The organism is Chitinophaga sp. 10T418 (genome assembly GCF_056394125.1).
The window spans coordinates 231,948-251,375 of sequence record NZ_JBFTHG010000009.1 but is presented as its reverse complement, the minus strand read 5'-3'; the positions used below and the strand labels follow the sequence as shown (position 1 = coordinate 251,375).

The 19,428-nt window shown below is 45.8% G+C and carries 13 protein-coding genes; 10 read left to right on the top strand and 3 right to left on the bottom strand.

Features of this window, described 5'->3' with window-relative positions; all coding sequences use genetic code 11:
• The first annotated feature begins 6 nt into the window (after positions 1-6).
• A complete protein-coding gene (locus AC1DCV_RS25105) occupies positions 7-582 on the top strand; it encodes a hypothetical protein (protein WP_477025743.1) in 576 nt (191 codons plus the stop codon).
• Between the two features lie 4 nt (positions 583-586).
• Here the strand turns inward: AC1DCV_RS25105 and AC1DCV_RS25100 are convergent, their stop codons facing one another.
• Positions 587-2,971 (bottom strand): ABC transporter permease, encoded by a 2,385-nt coding sequence (locus tag AC1DCV_RS25100; protein WP_477025742.1) that lies wholly within the window; start codon positions 2,969-2,971, stop codon positions 587-589.
• Between the two features lie 30 nt (positions 2,972-3,001).
• Between AC1DCV_RS25100 and AC1DCV_RS25095 the strand changes: the two genes are divergently transcribed.
• From AC1DCV_RS25095 to AC1DCV_RS25070, 6 genes are all read left to right on the top strand, one after another.
• The gene (locus AC1DCV_RS25095) at positions 3,002-3,127 is read left to right on the top strand and encodes a hypothetical protein (protein WP_477025741.1); all 126 of its coding nucleotides are present in this window, start codon (positions 3,002-3,004) and stop codon (positions 3,125-3,127) included.
• A gap of 66 nt (positions 3,128-3,193) precedes the next feature.
• Positions 3,194-5,353 (top strand): hypothetical protein, encoded by a 2,160-nt coding sequence (locus tag AC1DCV_RS25090; protein ID WP_477025740.1) that lies wholly within the window; start codon positions 3,194-3,196, stop codon positions 5,351-5,353.
• A gap of 51 nt (positions 5,354-5,404) precedes the next feature.
• Positions 5,405-8,083, top strand: coding sequence for a glycoside hydrolase family 38 N-terminal domain-containing protein (locus AC1DCV_RS25085; protein WP_477025739.1), 2,679 nt, complete (start codon positions 5,405-5,407; stop codon positions 8,081-8,083).
• Positions 8,084-8,162: 79 nt separating this feature from the next.
• Complete coding sequence (locus AC1DCV_RS25080; RefSeq protein WP_477025738.1) at positions 8,163-8,615, top strand: SRPBCC family protein; 453 nt, start codon at positions 8,163-8,165, stop codon at positions 8,613-8,615.
• Positions 8,596-8,919 carry an ArsR/SmtB family transcription factor gene (locus AC1DCV_RS25075; protein WP_441577144.1) on the top strand — a complete coding sequence of 108 codons (324 nt, stop codon included), beginning with the start codon at positions 8,596-8,598 and terminating at the stop codon, positions 8,917-8,919. The genes AC1DCV_RS25080 and AC1DCV_RS25075 overlap by 20 nt, the downstream gene beginning before the upstream one ends.
• Before the next feature lie 13 nt (positions 8,920-8,932).
• A complete protein-coding gene (locus AC1DCV_RS25070) occupies positions 8,933-9,304 on the top strand; it encodes a SnoaL-like domain-containing protein (protein WP_477025737.1) in 372 nt (123 codons plus the stop codon).
• A gap of 103 nt (positions 9,305-9,407) precedes the next feature.
• On the opposite strand, the gene AC1DCV_RS25065 is transcribed toward AC1DCV_RS25070, so the two are convergent.
• Complete coding sequence (locus AC1DCV_RS25065) at positions 9,408-9,902, bottom strand: hypothetical protein (protein ID WP_477025736.1); 495 nt, start codon at positions 9,900-9,902, stop codon at positions 9,408-9,410.
• A gap of 241 nt (positions 9,903-10,143) precedes the next feature.
• Here AC1DCV_RS25065 and AC1DCV_RS25060 point away from each other — a divergent pair, with 241 nt between their 5' ends.
• Both AC1DCV_RS25060 and AC1DCV_RS25055 read left to right on the top strand, forming a co-directional pair.
• Positions 10,144-10,575 carry an SRPBCC family protein gene (locus tag AC1DCV_RS25060; RefSeq protein ID WP_477025735.1) on the top strand — a complete coding sequence of 144 codons (432 nt, stop codon included), beginning with the start codon at positions 10,144-10,146 and terminating at the stop codon, positions 10,573-10,575.
• 445 nt (positions 10,576-11,020) lie between these two features.
• A complete protein-coding gene (locus AC1DCV_RS25055) occupies positions 11,021-14,155 on the top strand; it encodes a PQQ-dependent sugar dehydrogenase (protein ID WP_477025734.1) in 3,135 nt (1,044 codons plus the stop codon).
• Between the two features lie 74 nt (positions 14,156-14,229).
• Here AC1DCV_RS25055 and AC1DCV_RS25050 read toward each other — a convergent pair whose 3' ends face one another.
• The gene (locus AC1DCV_RS25050) at positions 14,230-15,657 is read right to left on the bottom strand and encodes a hypothetical protein (RefSeq protein ID WP_477025733.1); all 1,428 of its coding nucleotides are present in this window, start codon (positions 15,655-15,657) and stop codon (positions 14,230-14,232) included.
• Between the two features lie 365 nt (positions 15,658-16,022).
• On the opposite strand from AC1DCV_RS25050, the gene AC1DCV_RS25045 reads away from it, so the two are divergent.
• Positions 16,023-19,241, top strand: a complete 3,219-nt coding sequence (locus AC1DCV_RS25045; RefSeq protein ID WP_477025732.1) for a T9SS type B sorting domain-containing protein — start codon at positions 16,023-16,025, stop codon at positions 19,239-19,241.
• Positions 19,242-19,428: the final 187 nt, after the last annotated feature.

Below are 19,428 nucleotides of genomic sequence, written 5' to 3'. Positions count from 1 at the left end.
TAGATTATGAGCAATGCGATAATAGTGGAAAGTAAAGGGATAACGATAGAAAAATATTTCATACCTCCTTTTGAGTTGAGAGAAGGGGAAATGGTAGTCGTCTATTTATATAGTGGGGCACATTTCAATGATTTGGAAATGAAGTTGGTTGACATTTTAACCGGTAGGATTTCGAATGATGCTGTTAAAATATATCAGCCGCTGACCTATGTGCCACATTTCACGGAGTCATGGATAAGAAAGCGTTTCTATCCGTCGACTGTTGGGCAATACTTAAAAAAAAATGCCCAACCACACCATGAATTTGCCAGCAAAATATACGAGCATCCGCTTATTAACAAGCGCACAAAAATGAATCCGCTGGGAGGAAATCATCAGCAATTAATCAGTCTTTATGCTACGTTATCCAATACAAACCATATCATTTTTGATTTGACAGGACAAGGCCCGGAAGGTGCTATGGTAAGCTATAACACCGTAAAAGAAATGATCAAACAAGGTGGTGGTGCCATCCTGCTTGATAATTCTCCTGATATGAAAAACGACTGTACAAAATATATTGAACTCGAGCTACTTAAATAAATCCTTACTCCGACCTTAACGACTTCACCGGGTTCATCATCGCTGCTTTAATGGATTGATAACTTACTGTCAGCAAAGTGATGGATAACGCGCCGACACTGGTCAATGCAATGATCCACCAGGATATTTCCGTGCGGTATTTATAGTGTTGCAACCAGTTGTTCATAAAATAATAAGCTACCGGTATTGCCAACAGCAATGCGATCACGACCAACAATACAAAATCCTTTGTCATCAAACGCCATAAATTAAAAACGGAAGCGCCCAGTACTTTGCGCACACCGATTTCCTTCACGCGTTGCTCTGCCATGAAAGAGGCCATACCAAACAGTCCCAGGCAACTGATGAAAATAGCCAGCACCGCAAAGAAGCTGGAGAGCTTGGCGATACGTTGTTCCGTATCAAACTTTTCAGCATAATCTTTATCTACAAAATTGTAAACAAAGGGAACGCCGGGATTATATTTTTTAAAGACCGCCTCGATCTGCGCCAGCGCAGCAGCGGTGGTTTTATCAGGATTTATTTTAGCATTGATCAGATTGGCATTGTCATAATCTATGGTAAAAACAGTGCGGAAGACCGGATTATAAGGCGATTCTATTATCATGTCCTTCACCACACCTATCACATGAAATGGTTTACCATCTACTTTTACGATTTCTCCCAGCGGATCTTTCAGGCCCATAAATTTAACGGCAGCTTCGTTGAGGATCATAGCAGTGCTGTCTGTAGCGAACGCTCTCGAAAAGTCGCGTCCTGCGATGATCTGCCAGTTAATGGTTTTTCCGTAATCATGTGTCACATTAACGGAGCCGAAATTTCCCTGTGTTCCCGGCAGCATTCCTTTCCAGGTATAGCCATTATTAATAGCATTCAGCTCAGTGGTACCACTGGAAGAATAGGCCATGTCTTTCACCACGCCGGTTGCCAGCAACTCATTGCGGATTAATTCAAAATGATCTTTCATTTCCGCAGTCTTCATTGGAATGGCAAGCAGTCCTTCCCTGTTATAGGCGGTCGGACGGCTTTGTGCATATTGAATCTGCCGGAACACGACCACGGTTCCTATAATAAGAATGACCGACACAGTAAACTGTGTCACCACTAATGCCTTCCGGGGAATGGCCGCATAACGTCCTGCGCGGAAAGTACCTTTCAGCACTTTGATAGGCTCAAAAGAAGAAAGATATAATGCAGGGTAACTACCGGCAATTAAGCCGGTAAAAAGCGTCACCGCAAGGCCAATCAGCCAGAATAAGGGATTCGATACTGGAATGCTGACCTTCTTGTCGGCTACACTGTTAAATACCGGTAATGCCAACTGCACCAGCAACAATGCCAATACAAAACCAATTACCGTTACCAGGAGAGATTCACTGAAGAACTGCATGATCAACTGGCCACGGACAGATCCTACAGCCTTCCGGATGCCTACTTCCCTGGCCCTCTTTTCAGAACGGGCAGTACTTAGGTTCATGAAGTTAATGCATGCCAGCAGCAGCACAAAAAAACCAATGATCGCGAAAAGCCATACAAACTGAATACCTCCACCTACATTTTTCCCATTGTCCCACTCCGCATACAAATGCCATTTACTCATAGGATGCAGAAATACTTCCGGCTTAAATGCCGCACTTTCTGCCCGCACTTTATGCAGCTTCACATCTTTTATTTTAGCCGAAACCTTTTCCAGGTCTGCGTTGTCGGCCAGTTGTGCATAGGTTTGGGTGAAGTTGGACCGCCATGGATTGTCCATCGCTTTAATCCAGGGTTGACTGTTGACATATAACTCCCAGGGGGCAATAAAGGCCAGCTCCCTGAAATCGGAGTTGTAAGGCAGGTCTTCATACACACCAGTCACTTTCACATCCAGCCGGTTATCTATCTTTATCAACTTATCTGTAGGATCTGTATCTCCAAACAATGCTTTTGCAGCCGAGGCCGACAACAGGATCGATGCAGGGTCTTTTAACCCGCCACGGGTACCTTTCAGCATTTTAAGCGTAATCATTTCCGGGAAGTCCGGCTCAAAGAAATTGCCGGTTTCGGAAACCGCATTATTGTTATGGGTTAATATATGTTTACCCGTCCAGGACGACATCACCACATACTTGAAGTCACTACCATATTTATCGCGGATCTCCTGTCCTAACAAATAAGGATTGGAAGGCTGCGTACCTACCACGCCGTTAAAAGTTTGGTGCTGCATCACCTGCACAATACGATCGTAATGCGCATGATTTTTACTAAACGTCAATTCATCATGAACCCACAAACCAATCAGCAGGGCCACCGCCATCCCGGTAGACAACCCTATGATATTTATGACAGAAAAAGTTTTGTTCTTTAAAAGATTTCTCCAGGCCACCCTGGCATGACTTCTTAACATGATTTGGCAATTTTCCGTTAAATGACAATAATGCTGCCATACACACAACCTGCGCTGTACAACGATATTACGCATTTTATTTTGCTATGGACGTCCGTATCCGAACACTCCATGTCTGAAAGTGGACAGGAAATCTACCGCAAATCAACAGGATAATTTTACCTGCCAGTCTTTGAAATGTACCAATATGTATATATGTTTGTACATATTAAATTCTACGTTATGAAAACAAGTATAGCTTTTGTTATTCTTACAGCAGCTATTTTCAATACGCTTTCTGTCTTTGCATCAGCAGATCACCTCCCTGTAATCATCACTGATTCTTCTTCGAAACGCGCGGCAGCATTGGGGATTCCTACGCTTGATGACATTGCCGGAGACTGGATCCCGATGGACCAGGTGGATAATATGCCTGCAGTCCATAATCTCCACCATATGTTGGTGGTTAACCGGGACCTGACCTCCTATTACTATTATCCAGGGGGAATATATCCCTGGCGGAAAGGACATCCTGTCACTACACTGACCATAGACGGGCAGGAATATCCGGCCACGGAAACCCGCTGTTTCCCCTATAAGGCGCTGCGGCGCAATCCATATTGCAATGGCATATCAGTGGAAACTGACACGCGAATGATCAACGAATCAAGAAATGTGATGTGTCGCATCCTTGCCACCAATACAACGATTATACCACGCCATACTACGCTGACTTTGCGCGTACCGGGTAAACTCCTGGCTGATGGCATTGGCGTTTCCAATAGCAACCAACGCAAGGGAGTAACATCCATCCTGCGTCCATCACGCAAACCCGATAATGTATCAACAGAAAAAGATACGGTTATCTGGCGCTGGACAATGGAACTACCCAAAGGAGGCAGTATGCATATTGAATTTGCGGCGGGTGATGAAGCATCTTCACAAACGGCACAAACCGATGCTTTAGTGACCAGGTGGGCGGCCAGCTTCAACACTTACTTCGATGACTGCAAAAAGGTTTGGGAGAATCGTTGGGCGGACGCTTTCACTCCGGGTAATACACATTTTTCAGGACATCTGCCTGTCTTAAAAAGTCCTGACGTTGCACTGGTACGCAACTACTACGTTGGCGCATGGACGATGTTAGCCCTGGAACGTACACAGTTTCCGGTCCACCCCCGCTCTTTTATTACCAGTGGTGAACGGGAAGATGGCACTCAATATTACTGGGATGCCTCTATGCAGGCAACTGCATGGGCACTGCTGGAACCTGCGGGTATGAAGGCAACGCTTCGCCGCTGGCTGGTACAGAACCCACGTAGCGGAAAAGCCAGTGGCTATGCGCTCGATTTACGGGATACGACAGGTTTTGATACGAATCATTATGACAACATCGGCGGTTATGCATTCAATGCATGTACTATCTTTAAAACCATTGATGAATATCTGCGCGTCACAAATGACCGCCACTTCCTCGATGAAAAACTGGAAAATGGCCACACCATCATGGAAACCATGGACTCACTTGCTACCAACTGGGAATCACTACCCAAAGGTCATGATGGATTGGCTAACTATGGTGAAAACAACAACCTGCTTGAATGTGCTCCCGCTTATATCCACTGTGTCCCTTCCTGCAATGCGCAAAATATATGGATGATGCGGGAGACCGCAAAATGGTATCTTCTGCATGGCAATACGGTACGTGCAAATGAACTACAGCAGAAAGCGACGATGCTACTTCCCGTGGTACTGTCGCTCTACAAGTCGGGAGATGGCGTTTGGAATGCCTGGCACTTAAATGGTAAACGTGTGGAATTGCGGCACTGTGTAGACTTCATATATACCGGCAATGCATTAAAGCGGGACCTCTCTCCTGCACAAAAATCAGAAATGATTTCCTTCGTTAAAAACGAACTCATTACCCGTGACTGGATGCGTGCGATGAGCGGGAAAGATGCTGCGGCCATGAATTCAGACCGCCCGGATCATGGCCCTATGGGCGCTTATGACGGCTGGATTCCACTCACTGTTAATACCATGTGGCACCTGGGTGATCCGGTTGGAGCCTATGCGTTTTACTGTCGTACGGCAGTGGTTACAAAGGAAGGCCCATTTGCACAGGCCCGGGAATTTTTTGGCCCCAACCGTACTGCCTATGACGCGCCTGTGCGTATTGCCATGAGGCAGGGCTGCATGAAAGAATGTATCAGCGGCGTTGCGTTCAGTGATGTGGTCATCACGACGTTCTTCGGCTTCTCTCCGGAAGCCGGTGAAGGAACAGGTCTTCAGAATTCATCCACACCACGCCCTTTTACCGGGGAGCTACGCAATATACATTTTGCAGGTAAAGAGTGGACCATTAAAGCAGGAGCTAAAGGGACACTGTTTAAAAAAGACTAACAGGAATAAGTAATCAACCTGGCATCAAACACCCAAAAAGATTGAATTATTATGAAAAAAATCTACCTGGTATTTTTTATCATTTTCCTTTTTACGGCGGGAGCATTTGCACAACAGCAACCCGCAAATAATGCAGGCATCTCAAAAGTAACAGATGTATGGCTGGTATTCAAAACTCACTTCGACTTAGGCTTTACCGATTTACCGGAAAATGTTTTTGCGCGATACCGGGGAGAGATGATGGACAAGGCATTAAAGGTGATAGAGAAAAATGCAACACTCCCGAAAGACAAACGCTTTGCCTGGACAGTACCCGGATGGCCACTCTATGCACAGATATTAGGGCCACAACAAAGTTCGGAACGAAAGATAAGAATAGAAAAAGCGATCAGAGAAGGAGCCATCGTGGTACATGCCCTCCCTTTTACAACGCATACCGAGTCACTTGATTATGAAGATTTAGTGCGCGGGTTAAACTACTCTTCAAAAATTGCCCGTACCTATGGACTGCCATTACCCATCAGTGCTAAAATGACCGATGTTCCCAGTCATTCCTGGGTGATGCCTACCTTGCTTAGCCATGCAGGTATAAAGTTCCTGCAATTGGGCTGTAATCCAGCGAGTCAGTATCCGCGCTTTCCGCCCATTTTCTGGTGGGAAGGTGCTGACGGTGCTAAAGTTTTATGTCAATATACCCCGCTGTATGGTTCTGAAATACAACCTCCTGCCAACTGGCCATGCAAGAACTATCTTGCGATGATCATGACTGGTGACAACCACGGCCCGCCTAACCAAAAAGAAGTGGAGGACATCATTGCACAAACGCAAAGAGATCTGCCAGGAGTAAGGATACATTTTGGAACGCTCGATGATTTTGCAAGAGCAATATTTGCGGAGCATCCTGATTTACCTACTATTAAAGGAGACACACCCGATTCCTGGATTCATGGCTTACAATCAAATCCCCAGGAAACAAAAATTGCACGAAATATCCGCCCATTAACATCAGCACTTGATGCGCTGCACACACAAATGAACATCTGGGGCATTCCCAGTGCATCTATTGCTGCGAAACTGGCAAAAGCTTATGAGCAGAGCCTTTTGTACGCCGAACATACCTGGGGCATGAATGCTGAATATGGCCCACGTTACAGTTATGGTGATGATTGGAAAAAATGGCTGGCTGAAGCCGAAGCAGAGCCCATTCCTGAAAACGGTGATTATTCAAAACTTAAAAATAGTGATGCAAGAAACACCGGTCAGGGAAGCAAAAGGAAATGGTTAAAATCATACGATGAAAAGCGTCAGTATATCCGCAACACAAACAACATTGTTAGTACGGAACTAAATACTCATCTCGATCTGCTGGCAAAATCTGTAAATGTTGCAGGAAAGCGGTTGATCGTTTATAATCCCCTACCCTGGAAGAGATCAGGCATGGTTGAAAATCCTTGGGAAAAAGGAACTTCCTTTTATGCAAAAGAAATTCCGGCAGGTGGTTATGTTACTTATTCTCCCGGCGATTTAAAAGCATCCACCATTACAAACGATAGTCAATCTATATTTAGCACCCCTTATTTCAACATAGTTTTTGATTTAACCCGGGGAGGAATATCCTCTTTAATTGAGAAGAAAACTGGTCGCGAACTGGTGGACACTTCCTCAAAATATGTTGTTGGCCAGTTTTTGCATGAACGGTTCAGCACGAACGAGGTGGACAAATGGTTTAATGCCTATAGCCGGATAAAAGATGGCTGGGGTTTGAATGATTTGGGGAAGCCCGGAATGATCAGTGCGGATAAAGCTCCTTACATCGCCTTTACGCCACATCATTGGGACATCACGGTGGCTCATTCAGCCATAGCGGATATTGCTACGCTGACTACGGAGCAGACAAACGGCTTCGCAAAAAAATATACTTTGATATTTACCTTCCCCCGAAATACACCCTACGTGGATGTGGAATGGGAAGTAGCTTCTAAAACAGCAGACAAGCAACCGGAAGGAGGATGGCTTTGTTTTCCTTTTGCCATTACGAAACCTCATTTTACGGTGGGACGTTTGGGTGGACCTATAAATCCTCAGACAGACATTATTACCGGCACTAATAAGTACCTGATGGCGGTTAATTCCGGCGTGGCTATTACACAGGCCAACCAATCAGGAATGGGACTAACTCCTATTGATGCGCCGTTGATTTGTTTAGGCGAACCTGGCTTATGGAAGTTTGCGTTGGATCACTCCCCGGAAATCCCCTCCGTATTTGTAAATATTTACAATAATATGTGGAATACCAATTTCCCGTTATGGCAGGATGGTTCATGGAGTGAAAGAGTCCGGATCTGGTCCATAGATGCCCACACGCCTGCCGTTCCTGATCTGATTCAAAACTCCTGGGAAGCACGTGTACCTTTATTAACAGGGATAGCAGAGGGCGAAGCCGGAAAGTTAAAGGCAATGAATACAGGTATCTCCATTTCAAGAGCCGGTGTACTCATCACCGCTTTTGGAGAAAATCCGGATGGCGAAGGAACTATTTTACGACTGTGGGAACAATCAGGCATTTCAGGCAATTGTACGGTTAGTTTTCCTGAAAAATGTAATGCCAAAGCGGTTCAACCGGTTGATTTACGCGGTAACCCAATTGGGAAGCGGATTAGCGTAAAAAACAACAGGTTCATTGTTGATCTTAAAAAATATGCACCAGCCTCATTCCTGTTAGTTTTCTAAGAAATTAAAAAAAACTCAAAAAATATTTGGGTAACTCAAAAGTTACATATACCTTTAGGTAACTTAAAAGTTACGCATTATGGCAGCAAGCATTAATCACCAGTTTTTCTTCCCCCATCCTCCCGAGATAGTTTGGGAATATCTCACGAATGCAGAATTGATGGAACAGTGGCTCATGAAAAATGATTTTCAGCCCATCATTGGGCATGACTTCCAATTCAAGACCAACCCCATACCCAGCCTCAACTTCGACGGAATAGTTTATTGCAGGGTATTGGAGATCGTCCCTTTCAAAAAGCTTTCTTATTCCTGGAATAGCGGCTCCGGAGACGGCAAGATCACTATTGAATCAGTAGTGGAATGGAAACTGGAACAGAAAGATCAGGGGACTCAACTTTTCCTTTTACATAGCGGTTTTTCGGAAACAGAAAATGTCAACATGTACAACGCACTGACAGACGGATGGCTCAAAAACTTACATAAAATCGCTGACCGTATAAATACCAGAGTAAATGGCACAACCAACACTTGATGTATTCCAGGTAATTGCTGACCCGAGCAGGAGGAAGATGTTAACACTACTCTCAGAAGAAAGTTTAACCATCAACAGCCTCGCTGAAAATTTCGACATGAGTCGTCCTGCTGTTTCAAAGCATATCAAAATACTATACTCCGCCGGGTTTATTTCTATCAAGGACATCGGCAGAGAAAGGTATTGTACACTGAAACAGGAAGGATTCAATGAATTACAGCAATGGATCTCCTTCTTTGATAAGTTCTGGACATCGAAACTGAAAAAATTAGAATTCTTATTAAATAAAAAATTGTCGGACTAAAAAACAAATTTTTATGATCGCAACAGCATTGACCACTCAGGAAGTGGCCACACGATTTAACGAGCTTGCTCAACAAGAAAAGTGGTTTGAAATCCAGGACGAGTTCTTTGCAGATAATGTAAGAAGTATAGACCCTGAAAATTCTCCCTATATGGGATATGCCGAAGGCAAAGAAGCCGTTCGGAAAAAGGGAAAAGACTTTGTAGCGAAAATAACAGCTGTTCATGCAGCAAGTACTACCCTACCTGTGGTAGGCGGTAACCATTTTTCTGTTGGACGTACCGTGGATATTACGGTAGACGGTTTTGGCAGAATACAAATTGAACAGATCATGTTATATGAAGTAAAAGATGGTCAGATTGTATTAGAGCAATTTTTTTATTAAGAGAAGATAGTCTATGCAGCGCGTTACTTTGTTTTGGGGTGCTGTAAATAAACAAACGGCAGCAAGTTATTAACTTGTCTGCCGTTTGTTATTTACAGCATTCCTATGAATAGATCGATGCGGATATAAAACTGGCAATTTCCCTCCCGGACTGATCCCCAAGGATAATAAATTCTCTTTGCTTATTATTGATTGTTTTGACATACACCTTTCCGTCATGAGGATAAGGTCCCATCCCCCACTTCTTCTTCGGGTCGTAATGTACAGATTGGATGTCCTTCCAGGCTATCCTGAAATTTGATTTGTGCGTATGTAAAATACTTTCTCCATCTAAATCATCATCCATACTTAAGTCAATATATTTTCCCTTCAAATAAGAATAAGGATTAGACAAGTCCCCTCTGATGGCTAATTTGCGGGTGACAGCCTTTGTCAAAACATCATTGCCCCCCTCCGTACTTACTATTCCGTTTCCATACAATCCTATTAAACAATTACCGGTACGCAGTACCAAAAAGGTGCGGTTGAGAATTAAATTGTAGTATTCCATGGCAACAAAATGATTGTTGTCTTTGAATTCAAAATTTCTCAGTGTCATAGCAGGATAAAATTAGAGACACCCTAATATATACATATATTCCGATCTCAGAAAAAAGGCATCTTCCTTTCAGCAGGAGACACACTTTCATTATAAAATCAATTTATCCAGTTACGATGGGTCCGGAATAGTTTTATCTATTAAGTAACCACTGATCCTATACTTTATCCACCTCATCAAGAAGTCAACTGCATTGCGAAAGCGATTTCTTAAATTGGATTAATATTTAAGGTCAATAACAATGGAAAAGATCATAGACAAAAAAATAGACATCAATGCACCGGCCGCCGAAGTATGGAAATCGCTTACGGATGCAACATTAATGGCCAAATGGATGGGAGACGCAGCACTGGATCTGGACATTACTACCAGTTGGCAGGTGGGAGCCCCCATTATTATAAAAGGTTTCCATCACGCCAGGTTTGAAAACAAAGGCGTTATACTGGAATATTTACCGGATCAGATCCTTAGTTATAATTTCCTGAGCTCCTTATCCCGACTGCCCGATAAAAACGAAAATTACACCATTATCCGGTTCACCCTAATTCCCACGGAGCAGCATACTTCGCTGGAATTATCTTTAACTAACTTCCCAACAGATGTCATCTACCATCACCTTAATTTCTATTGGAATACCACACTGGTCATGCTGAAAAGAGCGATTGAACAGTAATGAAGACCAATAGGCATTCTTCGCGCATTTACAACAGATCTATATCTTCCCCTTTCTCTTCACAAACCACATAACCTGAAATATACTATCGGAAAATGTGAAAATAATATGCTAATTATTGCAAACGATTGCATAACTTCAGTACACAGCTAAAATCCCATGTAGTTTCCGGCAGAAATATTTGTAGCCTGTAGTATTATTCTGAAAGACCATCGAGCCAGTGTTGTAACCTACTTCGTTTCTATATTTTGTACATATAATAACCCTATTGTTCATCCTTAAAAACTGCTTTATGAGTCCCCCTATCTTTTATTATATCCGTTAAAAAGGCGGTCCGCATCAGTGTGTAACAGCATTGCTATGTATAACAACAAGATTATGCATAAACGGGCAACCTATGTCTGGTACCGAACCCTCAAACATTTCTCTCTTAAGAAAACCTGTTATGAAAAAAAAATACGCAATTACAAGTTTACTACTCTACTTATTCTTATCACTTTTATGGCTGCCGGCCGGAGCACAATCACTCCCCGCCAACTTTCAACGGGTGCAGGTGGCTAATGGTATCAGCAGTCCCAGCGCAATGGCCTTTCTTCCTGATGGCCGCATCCTGGTATGCCAGGAAACAGGGCAGCTACGCGTCATCAAAAACGGTAGTCTGCTATCCACTCCGGCTATTACGCTTTCCGTTAATAGCAGCGGAGAACGCGGCCTGATAGGCATTGCGGTAGATCCTGGCTTCGCTACCAATCATTATATCTACCTGTATTATACCCATACTTCCGGTCCACATAACCGCGTAAGCCGATTTACAATGACAGGAGACATTGCCGGCTCAGAAACCACATTACTGGACCTTCCTACCTTAAGTGCCATCTACCATAACGGAGGCGGATTATCTTTTGGTAATGATGGTAAATTATATGTTTCTGTAGGAGATAATAAAGTAGGCGATAATGCTAAAAATCTCGACAGCTACATGGGGAAACTGTTACGCATCAATTCAGATGGTTCTGTGCCTTCCGGAAACCCCTTCAGCGGTGGAGCTGCCCGCAGCCGCGTTTGGGCATATGGTTTACGAAACCCGTTTACCAATTCCATTGATCCCGTTACCGGCAAAATCCTGATCAATGACGTGGGTGAATCTACCTGGGAAGAAATCAACGATGCTGCTGTTAGTGGCCGTAACTTCGGATGGCCCGACAAAGAAGGTACCTGCTCATCCGGTTGTACCGGCTTAACCGATCCTATTTATAAATATAGCACCAACAGGAATACTACTCCTCCGGATGGACAAGGTTGTGCGATCAACGGAGGCACTTTTTTCAATGGCGCCATCAGCAACTATCCGTCTACCTATAATGGCAAATACTTTTTCCTGGACTACTGCGGAGGATGGATCAACTACATCAACCCTGCATCGCCCACACGGACAGCCTTTGCAACAGGTTTAGGCGGCGGACTTGTTTATCTTAAACAAGGTAATGACGGGAATCTTTATTTCCTGAGCCGGGATAATAGTGCGCTGTACAAACTTATTTATACCGGCACACAAGCCCCTGCCATCGTTACGCAGCCGCAATCACTTAGCATACCGCAAGGCCAAACCGCCACGTTTAGTGTAGTAGCTACTGCCAACCCCGCTCCCACTTACCAGTGGAGAAAGAATGCGGTGAATATCAGTGGTGCCACAGCGGCCAGTTATTCCATCTCCAACGTACAACCGGCAGATTCTGGTCTTTATAGCGTAGTAGTAACCAACACTGCAGGCAGCGTTACCAGCAGCAACGCAAAACTGACTATTGCCAAACCCAATACACTACCTGTTGCCACTATTACGGCTCCTGTGAATGGTGCTACATTCCGTGCAGGCGATACCGTTAGATTTACAGGTACCGGTACGGATGCCGAAGATGGAACACTTGCCGCCAGTGCATTTCATTGGTGGATTGATTTCCATCACGCCAATCATATCCATCCCGGTCCACAAGTACCAGACAGTGTTAAAACAGGCACTTTTGTTATTTCTGCAGAAGGGCATACGGAAACAGATATCTGGTATCGCATTCTTCTTTCTGTGAAAGATAGCAGAGGTGAATTGGATACCACCTATGTAGAAATGTTCCCGGTGACCTCCAATATAACGTTGAATACCCAACCTGCCGGCCTGCAGATCCGCCTCAATGATATTCCTTTTACCACACCATATTCTTCGGCTACGTTGTCCGGTATGGTAAGACCCATGGATGCCCCTTCTCCGCAAACGCTTAACGGGGTTACTTATATTTTTGATCATTGGGTACATGGAGGTGCAAGGGTGCAAAACATCCGGATTACCGATAATGATACTACGTATACGGCTATATTTAAAGCGGCACCTGCTGCCACCACATTGCCACCGGTACAGGATGCATATGTGAGAGATGGAACCAATGCAGCCATCACATTTGGTACAACAGATTCCACCTTGCTGATTACTAAAGTATCACCAGCCGGACAATTGAATAATGCCCGTGAATCTTACTTTACTTTTGACCTCACCAATGCGGCGAGCTCCGTATCATCCGTAGTGCTGAAAGTATTTGGCCGTGTAGATGGTACGGTTGCCACCAGCGTACCAGTAGCAGCATATCCGGCCACTAATATTACCTGGTCCGAAAAAACCATTACCTGGAATAATAAACCGGCAACTGGCAGTACCGCTTTAGCATCTGCCGTACTGACCAATGATACCGCCAGGTATTATACCTGGGATGTAACCAGCTATGTGCAAAGTGAACTGCTGGCAGGACGAAAAAAGATAACGCTGGTACTGAAAAGTCAGCAGGCACACGATCCCCGTATACTCCTCAATTCAAAAGAGGCAGCAGCGAATCGTCCGCAACTCGCAGTGATTGCAGATTCAACAGGAGCCCCGGCTTGCACACCTGCCACTGCCAGCAGCGATGATGGAAACGTAGCCGCCAACGCCCTTGACAATGATCTGAATACCCGCTGGTCAGCAAGCGGCAACGGAGAGTGGATACAATTCTGTCTGGGTAGCACCGCTACTGTTACAGGCGTGGATATAGCATTTTTTAAAGGTGATACCCGCCGTTCTCTATTTGATGTACAGGTTAGCACAGATGGTAACACCTGGACCAATGCCGCTACCGGCTTACAGAGCAGTGGCACCTCCGTCAATTTTGAGAGCTTTACTTTTACCGGTAAAACGGCGAAGTATGTACGCATTCTCGGACATGGCAACAACTTAAACCTGTGGAACAGCTATGCGGAAGTGAAAATTAAAACAACTACCAGCCTGGCTGCCTCCAAATTGTCGAAAGCACCTGCGTTCTCAGTATATCCTAATCCTGCAGGGGCATACTTTACGGTAAAATTCAGTCTGCCTTCAAATGGTTACACGATACTGGCGGTGTATGATATGACAGGCAAACAACGATTGATACCGGTAAACGGACAACTTAACGCCGGCGCCTATACGGAAATGATAACCGCGGCTTCACTGCCGGCAGGTATCTATGTGATAAAACTGGTACATAATGGTCAGGTGAGAACCCTGAAAGTAATAAAGGAATAAACCGTTGTAACAAGTGAGCGCTATATGGAGAAGCATACGCTTCTCCATATAGCGCTCACTTATTTTACCTGCGCTTACAGATTATGAATAAAAGCGATCATTAACGCAGCCGTTACGCGGGTCGCTGGTACTGTACCGATGGTACCGGTCAGTAAATTGGATTCTTTGGGATCATCAAAATTAATCGGCTGCTGGTAGCTACCCGTATGACCGTATCCCAATAAAATGCCGGTGCGGAGGTTGTATTTGCTTCTCTTTATATTCAACCCTAACTGACAATAATAATTGTCCCATATAGCGGTATTGGGTGAGAACCCATCAGTGGTTTCCCGGGTCGCATAGTTAAAGTCAGTGCGTAGCGAACAATATCCTGCCAACTGCGGCTTAAGCTGATAGCTAACGCCAACACCTATATTAAAAATAGCTTTCCTCGCTTCCCGCATTTCCAGCAATGCCGCCGTAGAAGAATGGGAGCCGCCTGTGTCCGGCCTTACAAAACCTTCTGCACGTGGGGTCAGGATATTGTATTCTTTTACTTTCAGGAAATATTCTGCGGCAACATACACCTGTCCTTTGTTGTAGTCATATGCATAACCCAGCGCAATACTTGCCGGCACTTTATAATCAGATTTTAGTTTTGTCTGCCGCGTACTCGCCAGTAAATTCACTACTTCCTGCGGGATGAAATGGATATTAGCAATAGCATTATTACTCAGTAAAGTGCCCTTTCCGCCAAGGTGAATGAGTGGCGAAGAAAACAGTAATCCAACATGATGCTTTTCCATTTCATAGCTGAGCCCCACTTTCAATCTCAGTCCGATATGATGATAGTCTACCTGGTAGGCTCCTTCATTACTGGCCAGCGGCATTGTGCTGGTGGTACTATTGCCAATCAATGCCCGCGAACTGAAGGTTTCACTGTAATGTTGGGAACGTGATTGCCCTTCGGCCATAAACCCTATCGCCCATCGTTTTGTAAGTGCAAAACCGGTGCTGATCAACGCCGATGTTTCTCTCGTTATATTTTGAAAATTATACTGCCCGATATAATACTCCGGGCCGGGAGCATTCGCACTATCCCGTATATTCAGTTTGGTGTCCTGTTGCTGGGATACATTGTAATTAAATACGGCTGTATGTATGAGCGCATAGGCAATATACACGGGCTTCTTTTTGCCTAACGCCACCATCCCGGAAAGCATCTGCGGAACACTGGATGTAATACGTGATTTTAAATCCTTCCCCATGCCCGCCCCATTCTTGATTTTGATAGACTCCACCTGGTAAACAGTTCCGGAAATAGATACCGCCTTCTTCTGCGTCCATGCCTGCAAGGCTGGGTTGTAAAAAAGCACGCCGCTGTCACGGTTGTTGGCCAGCACGGCACCCGGGGTAAAAAAACCGGCAGGTCCGTAGTTGTTAGACCAGTAATTGGCATCCTGCGCCCAGGCAAATTGGCTGATCCCTGTGAGAAGGAGGATCAAAGGAAGTATTCTCAGCATACGATATGGTTGATAAATTCTCAAAATGAACACACAGGAAAAGTAATTGTTCAAAATGATTCGTTCTAAAAGTTAAAACCGGCTGTAGTCAATGGTCTCCGGTTGCCTAAAATTCTGAAAGCATGTCGCCCTGCCAGGCCTGTCGCCAGCCAGCCCGATCGCAATAGAAAGCTTCTGTCATAATTTATTATCTTTAGCCCCGAAGCGACTAATACAGTCCTTCGTCCTGTCTCCCATACCGCACTACAGCCCTCATGGGCTATGGTTTCATTGATTTCAGAAAAATATCAACATAACCCAAACCCGACATCTGTGCAGTAGCTTGCTTTTTCCGTAAGCCATGCAGGTAGCATGCCAACAACATAATGATCAAATTGTCTGTAGATATTCGTCCATTATTAACTTTCCTCCTGCCAGGGGGAACCCTTCTGTTAGCCACCTTATTCTTTTCCCTTCCCGCAGCGGCGCAATGCACGCCTGCCGGCATCACACCTTCACCCGCAGGTATATTGTACGTAAACGGCCTCGCAGCTACCAGTGGAGATGGTAGCAGTTGGGGCACTGCCGTTAAAGAACTTGCGGACGCTTTGGCGGTGGCAAAGGCCAATGCGGCTGTTCAGCAGATATGGGTTGGCCAGGGCACCTATAAACCGCTGTACGACCCCGCCACCGGATGTCCTGGCATCGACCCGCGCGATAATGCCTTTTCCCTGGTGAACAATGTACAGCTCTACGGTGGTTTCCTGGGCACAGAAACAGATCCCTCCCAACGAATTATCAATGCAACGCCCAGCATTCTGACCGCTGACATTGGGGTGCCTGGTGATGCAACAGACAACTGCTATCACACGGTGCTCAGCGTAGGCGCTGTGGGCAATGCGGTGCTGGATGGTTTTCATATTACCAATGGCAATGCCACCAGGACGATTAATACATTCGTCAACGGTGACCTCATATTCGGCTCCTACGCAGGCGGACTATACGTTAAGCGTAGCAGTCCTGCTATAGTGAATTGTTATATCAGCAGCAATACCGCCCGGGCCTATGCCGGAGGCGTATACATTGAAGATGGTAATCCCACCTTCACCTCCACCGGTATCAACATCAATACCTCCGGGAATGGTGCCGGCGGTGTTTACATTTCCCGCAACACCAATGTGACGATGAACAACGTGACCATTCAGGGCAATGAAACTTCCGGGAGCGCCGGCGGGATGGCTAATTCAGGTGGTAACGTCACCTTTCAGAACAGTGCCATCAGAGCGAATAACGCCACTGAAAATGGTGGAGGTTTTTATCAGTATTCCGGCTCCACTACACTGATAAACACAGTTATTAGTCTGAATCATGCTAAGAAGAACGGTGGTGGTTTTTCCAAATTCACGGATAATGTTTCGCTTAACAATTGCCAGGTGTCCGGGAATACGGCACTGATGAACGGCGGAGGATTCGACAACGGCACCAACGGCAGACTGGTCATCAGTAGCAGCAGCATCGAGTTAAATAGTGCAGCCAATGGCGGTGGTTTCGAAAGTGGTTCCGGTATCATGGAGCTGACCAACGTTATTCTAAGAGGCAATACTGCTTCCGGAACCGGCGCAGCAGGGCGTAACGCCGGCAACGTGACTTTTACCGGCGGACTGGTGACTGGTAACCGGTCAAATGGCGATGGCGGCGGATGGATGAACAGCAATGGCACTACGGTGTTTTCCAGCGTTACCATCGCCGGTAATAAAGCGGGTGGTGTGAATGCAGGCTTCTATGGGCAAAACCAAAATTTTACTTTCAACAACTGTATTATCTGGGGCAACGAAGCGGCTTCCGATCCTAACCTGCTGACCTTCAGCAATGCCACAATTGCACATAGTATCATCCAGGGCCCCACTGTGCCACCAGGTGCAGGCAACAGCAATGCCGATCCCCTGTTCATTGCACCACAGCCCGCATCTGCGGCCCCCACCACGGACGGCGACTACCACCTGCAACCCTGCGGAAGCGCGGCCATTGATGCCGGGGATAATTCACTGGTGCCAGGCATTATTACAACAGACCTCGGTGGTCAACCCCGTATTTACAATAGCATCGTAGACATCGGCTGCTTCGAGGCGCAATCGTCTGGCGGTACCATTCGGACTACTGACAACATCCGCATCTGCCAACCTCAGCTCCCATATACCTGGAATGGCCAAACTATTACCGCAGGCGGCAATGCGGTGGCTACCTACGCCACTACTTCCTCCAAAGGATGCGATAGCATTGTTACGCTCAACCTGATGGTAAATGCAGCGAAAAGCGCTACTGTTGATATCAGCATCTGCCAAAATCAAATGCCATATGTATGGAACGGACAATCCATTACTGCCGGAGGTAACAATGCGGCTACCTACCACACTACTTCCTCCGAAGGTTGTGATAGTACAGTCATCCTCAATCTTACCGTCAACCCCATCGTAACTGCAACAGATAATATCACCATCTGCCAGAATCAAATACCTTATGTATGGAACGGACAAACAGTGACAACCGGCGGTAACAGCGTGGCTACCTACACCACTACTTCCGCCAAAGGCTGCGACAGCACCGTTACCCTCAACCTGACCGTTAATCCGGTATGGGCCATTACAGAAAACGTCCGTATCTGTTCAGGAGAACTTCCTTATACCTGGCATGGACAAATACTCAATGCTGCTGGTACAGCCACCTACACCACTACCTCTTCTGCGGGATGCGACAGTACGATCACGTTGCAGCTTGTTGTGAATACTACTATCACCGCGGTGGCTAATATCACCATTTGCCAGAACCAACTGCCTTATGCCTGGAACGGGCAGATGGTTAATACCGGCGGCAATGGGGTGGCTACTTATACCAATTCTTCGTCCAAAGGTTGCGACAGTACCGTTACGCTCAACCTGACCGTAAATCCTATACCCAGGGCCACTCAAAATATTACCATCTGTGAAAATGAATTACCTTATTTATGGAACAGCATAACCATCCGCACAGGTGGTCAGGCGGTGGCCACTTACGCTACCACGCTACCTACCGGATGCGACAGCATCACCACATTAAATCTCACCGTCAAACCCGGACCGGTATTATCTGTCAGTCAGTCTGTTGCTCCCGGTTGCCGGGCGGGCGTTAACCTGGTAGCCACCGGCGCAACCACCTATAGCTGGTCACCGGCCACCTGGCTTAGTAATCCACATATTGCCAACCCGATTGCCAGTCCGCCGCAAACGACCACTTATACCGTCACCGGCAACCTGGACGGTTGTAGCAACGTTTATACGATAACGGTAGTCCCTCCCGTTGCCAACGATATACCCAATGCTTTTTCACCTAACGGAGATGGCAGGAACGATTGTTTTGGTATTCGATTCTGGAGAAATATTATCAGTTCGGACATTGCTGTATTCAACCGCTGGGGACAACAGTTATTCAGGAGTACGGATCCCAATGCTTGCTGGGATGGAAAATTCAAGGGTGCGGACCAACCTGCCGGAACATATATCTACTTCATAAATGTCACAACCGGCTGTGGCACAACCACACACAAGGGCACGGTAACACTGATCCGGTAATTGCCGGAAATGAAATGATAAAACGAGGAACCCCGCTATAATGGCGGGGTTCCTCGTTTTATGCCTCCGCAATTTTTATTCATAACGTTAAAAGGATAGTTAGCCTGTCCGGTTCACCAATTAATATGTCTAACTCCCCTACGATTATGTCCGGCTGGCTGACTCCCGTTAGCTCGCCTGTTGCGGT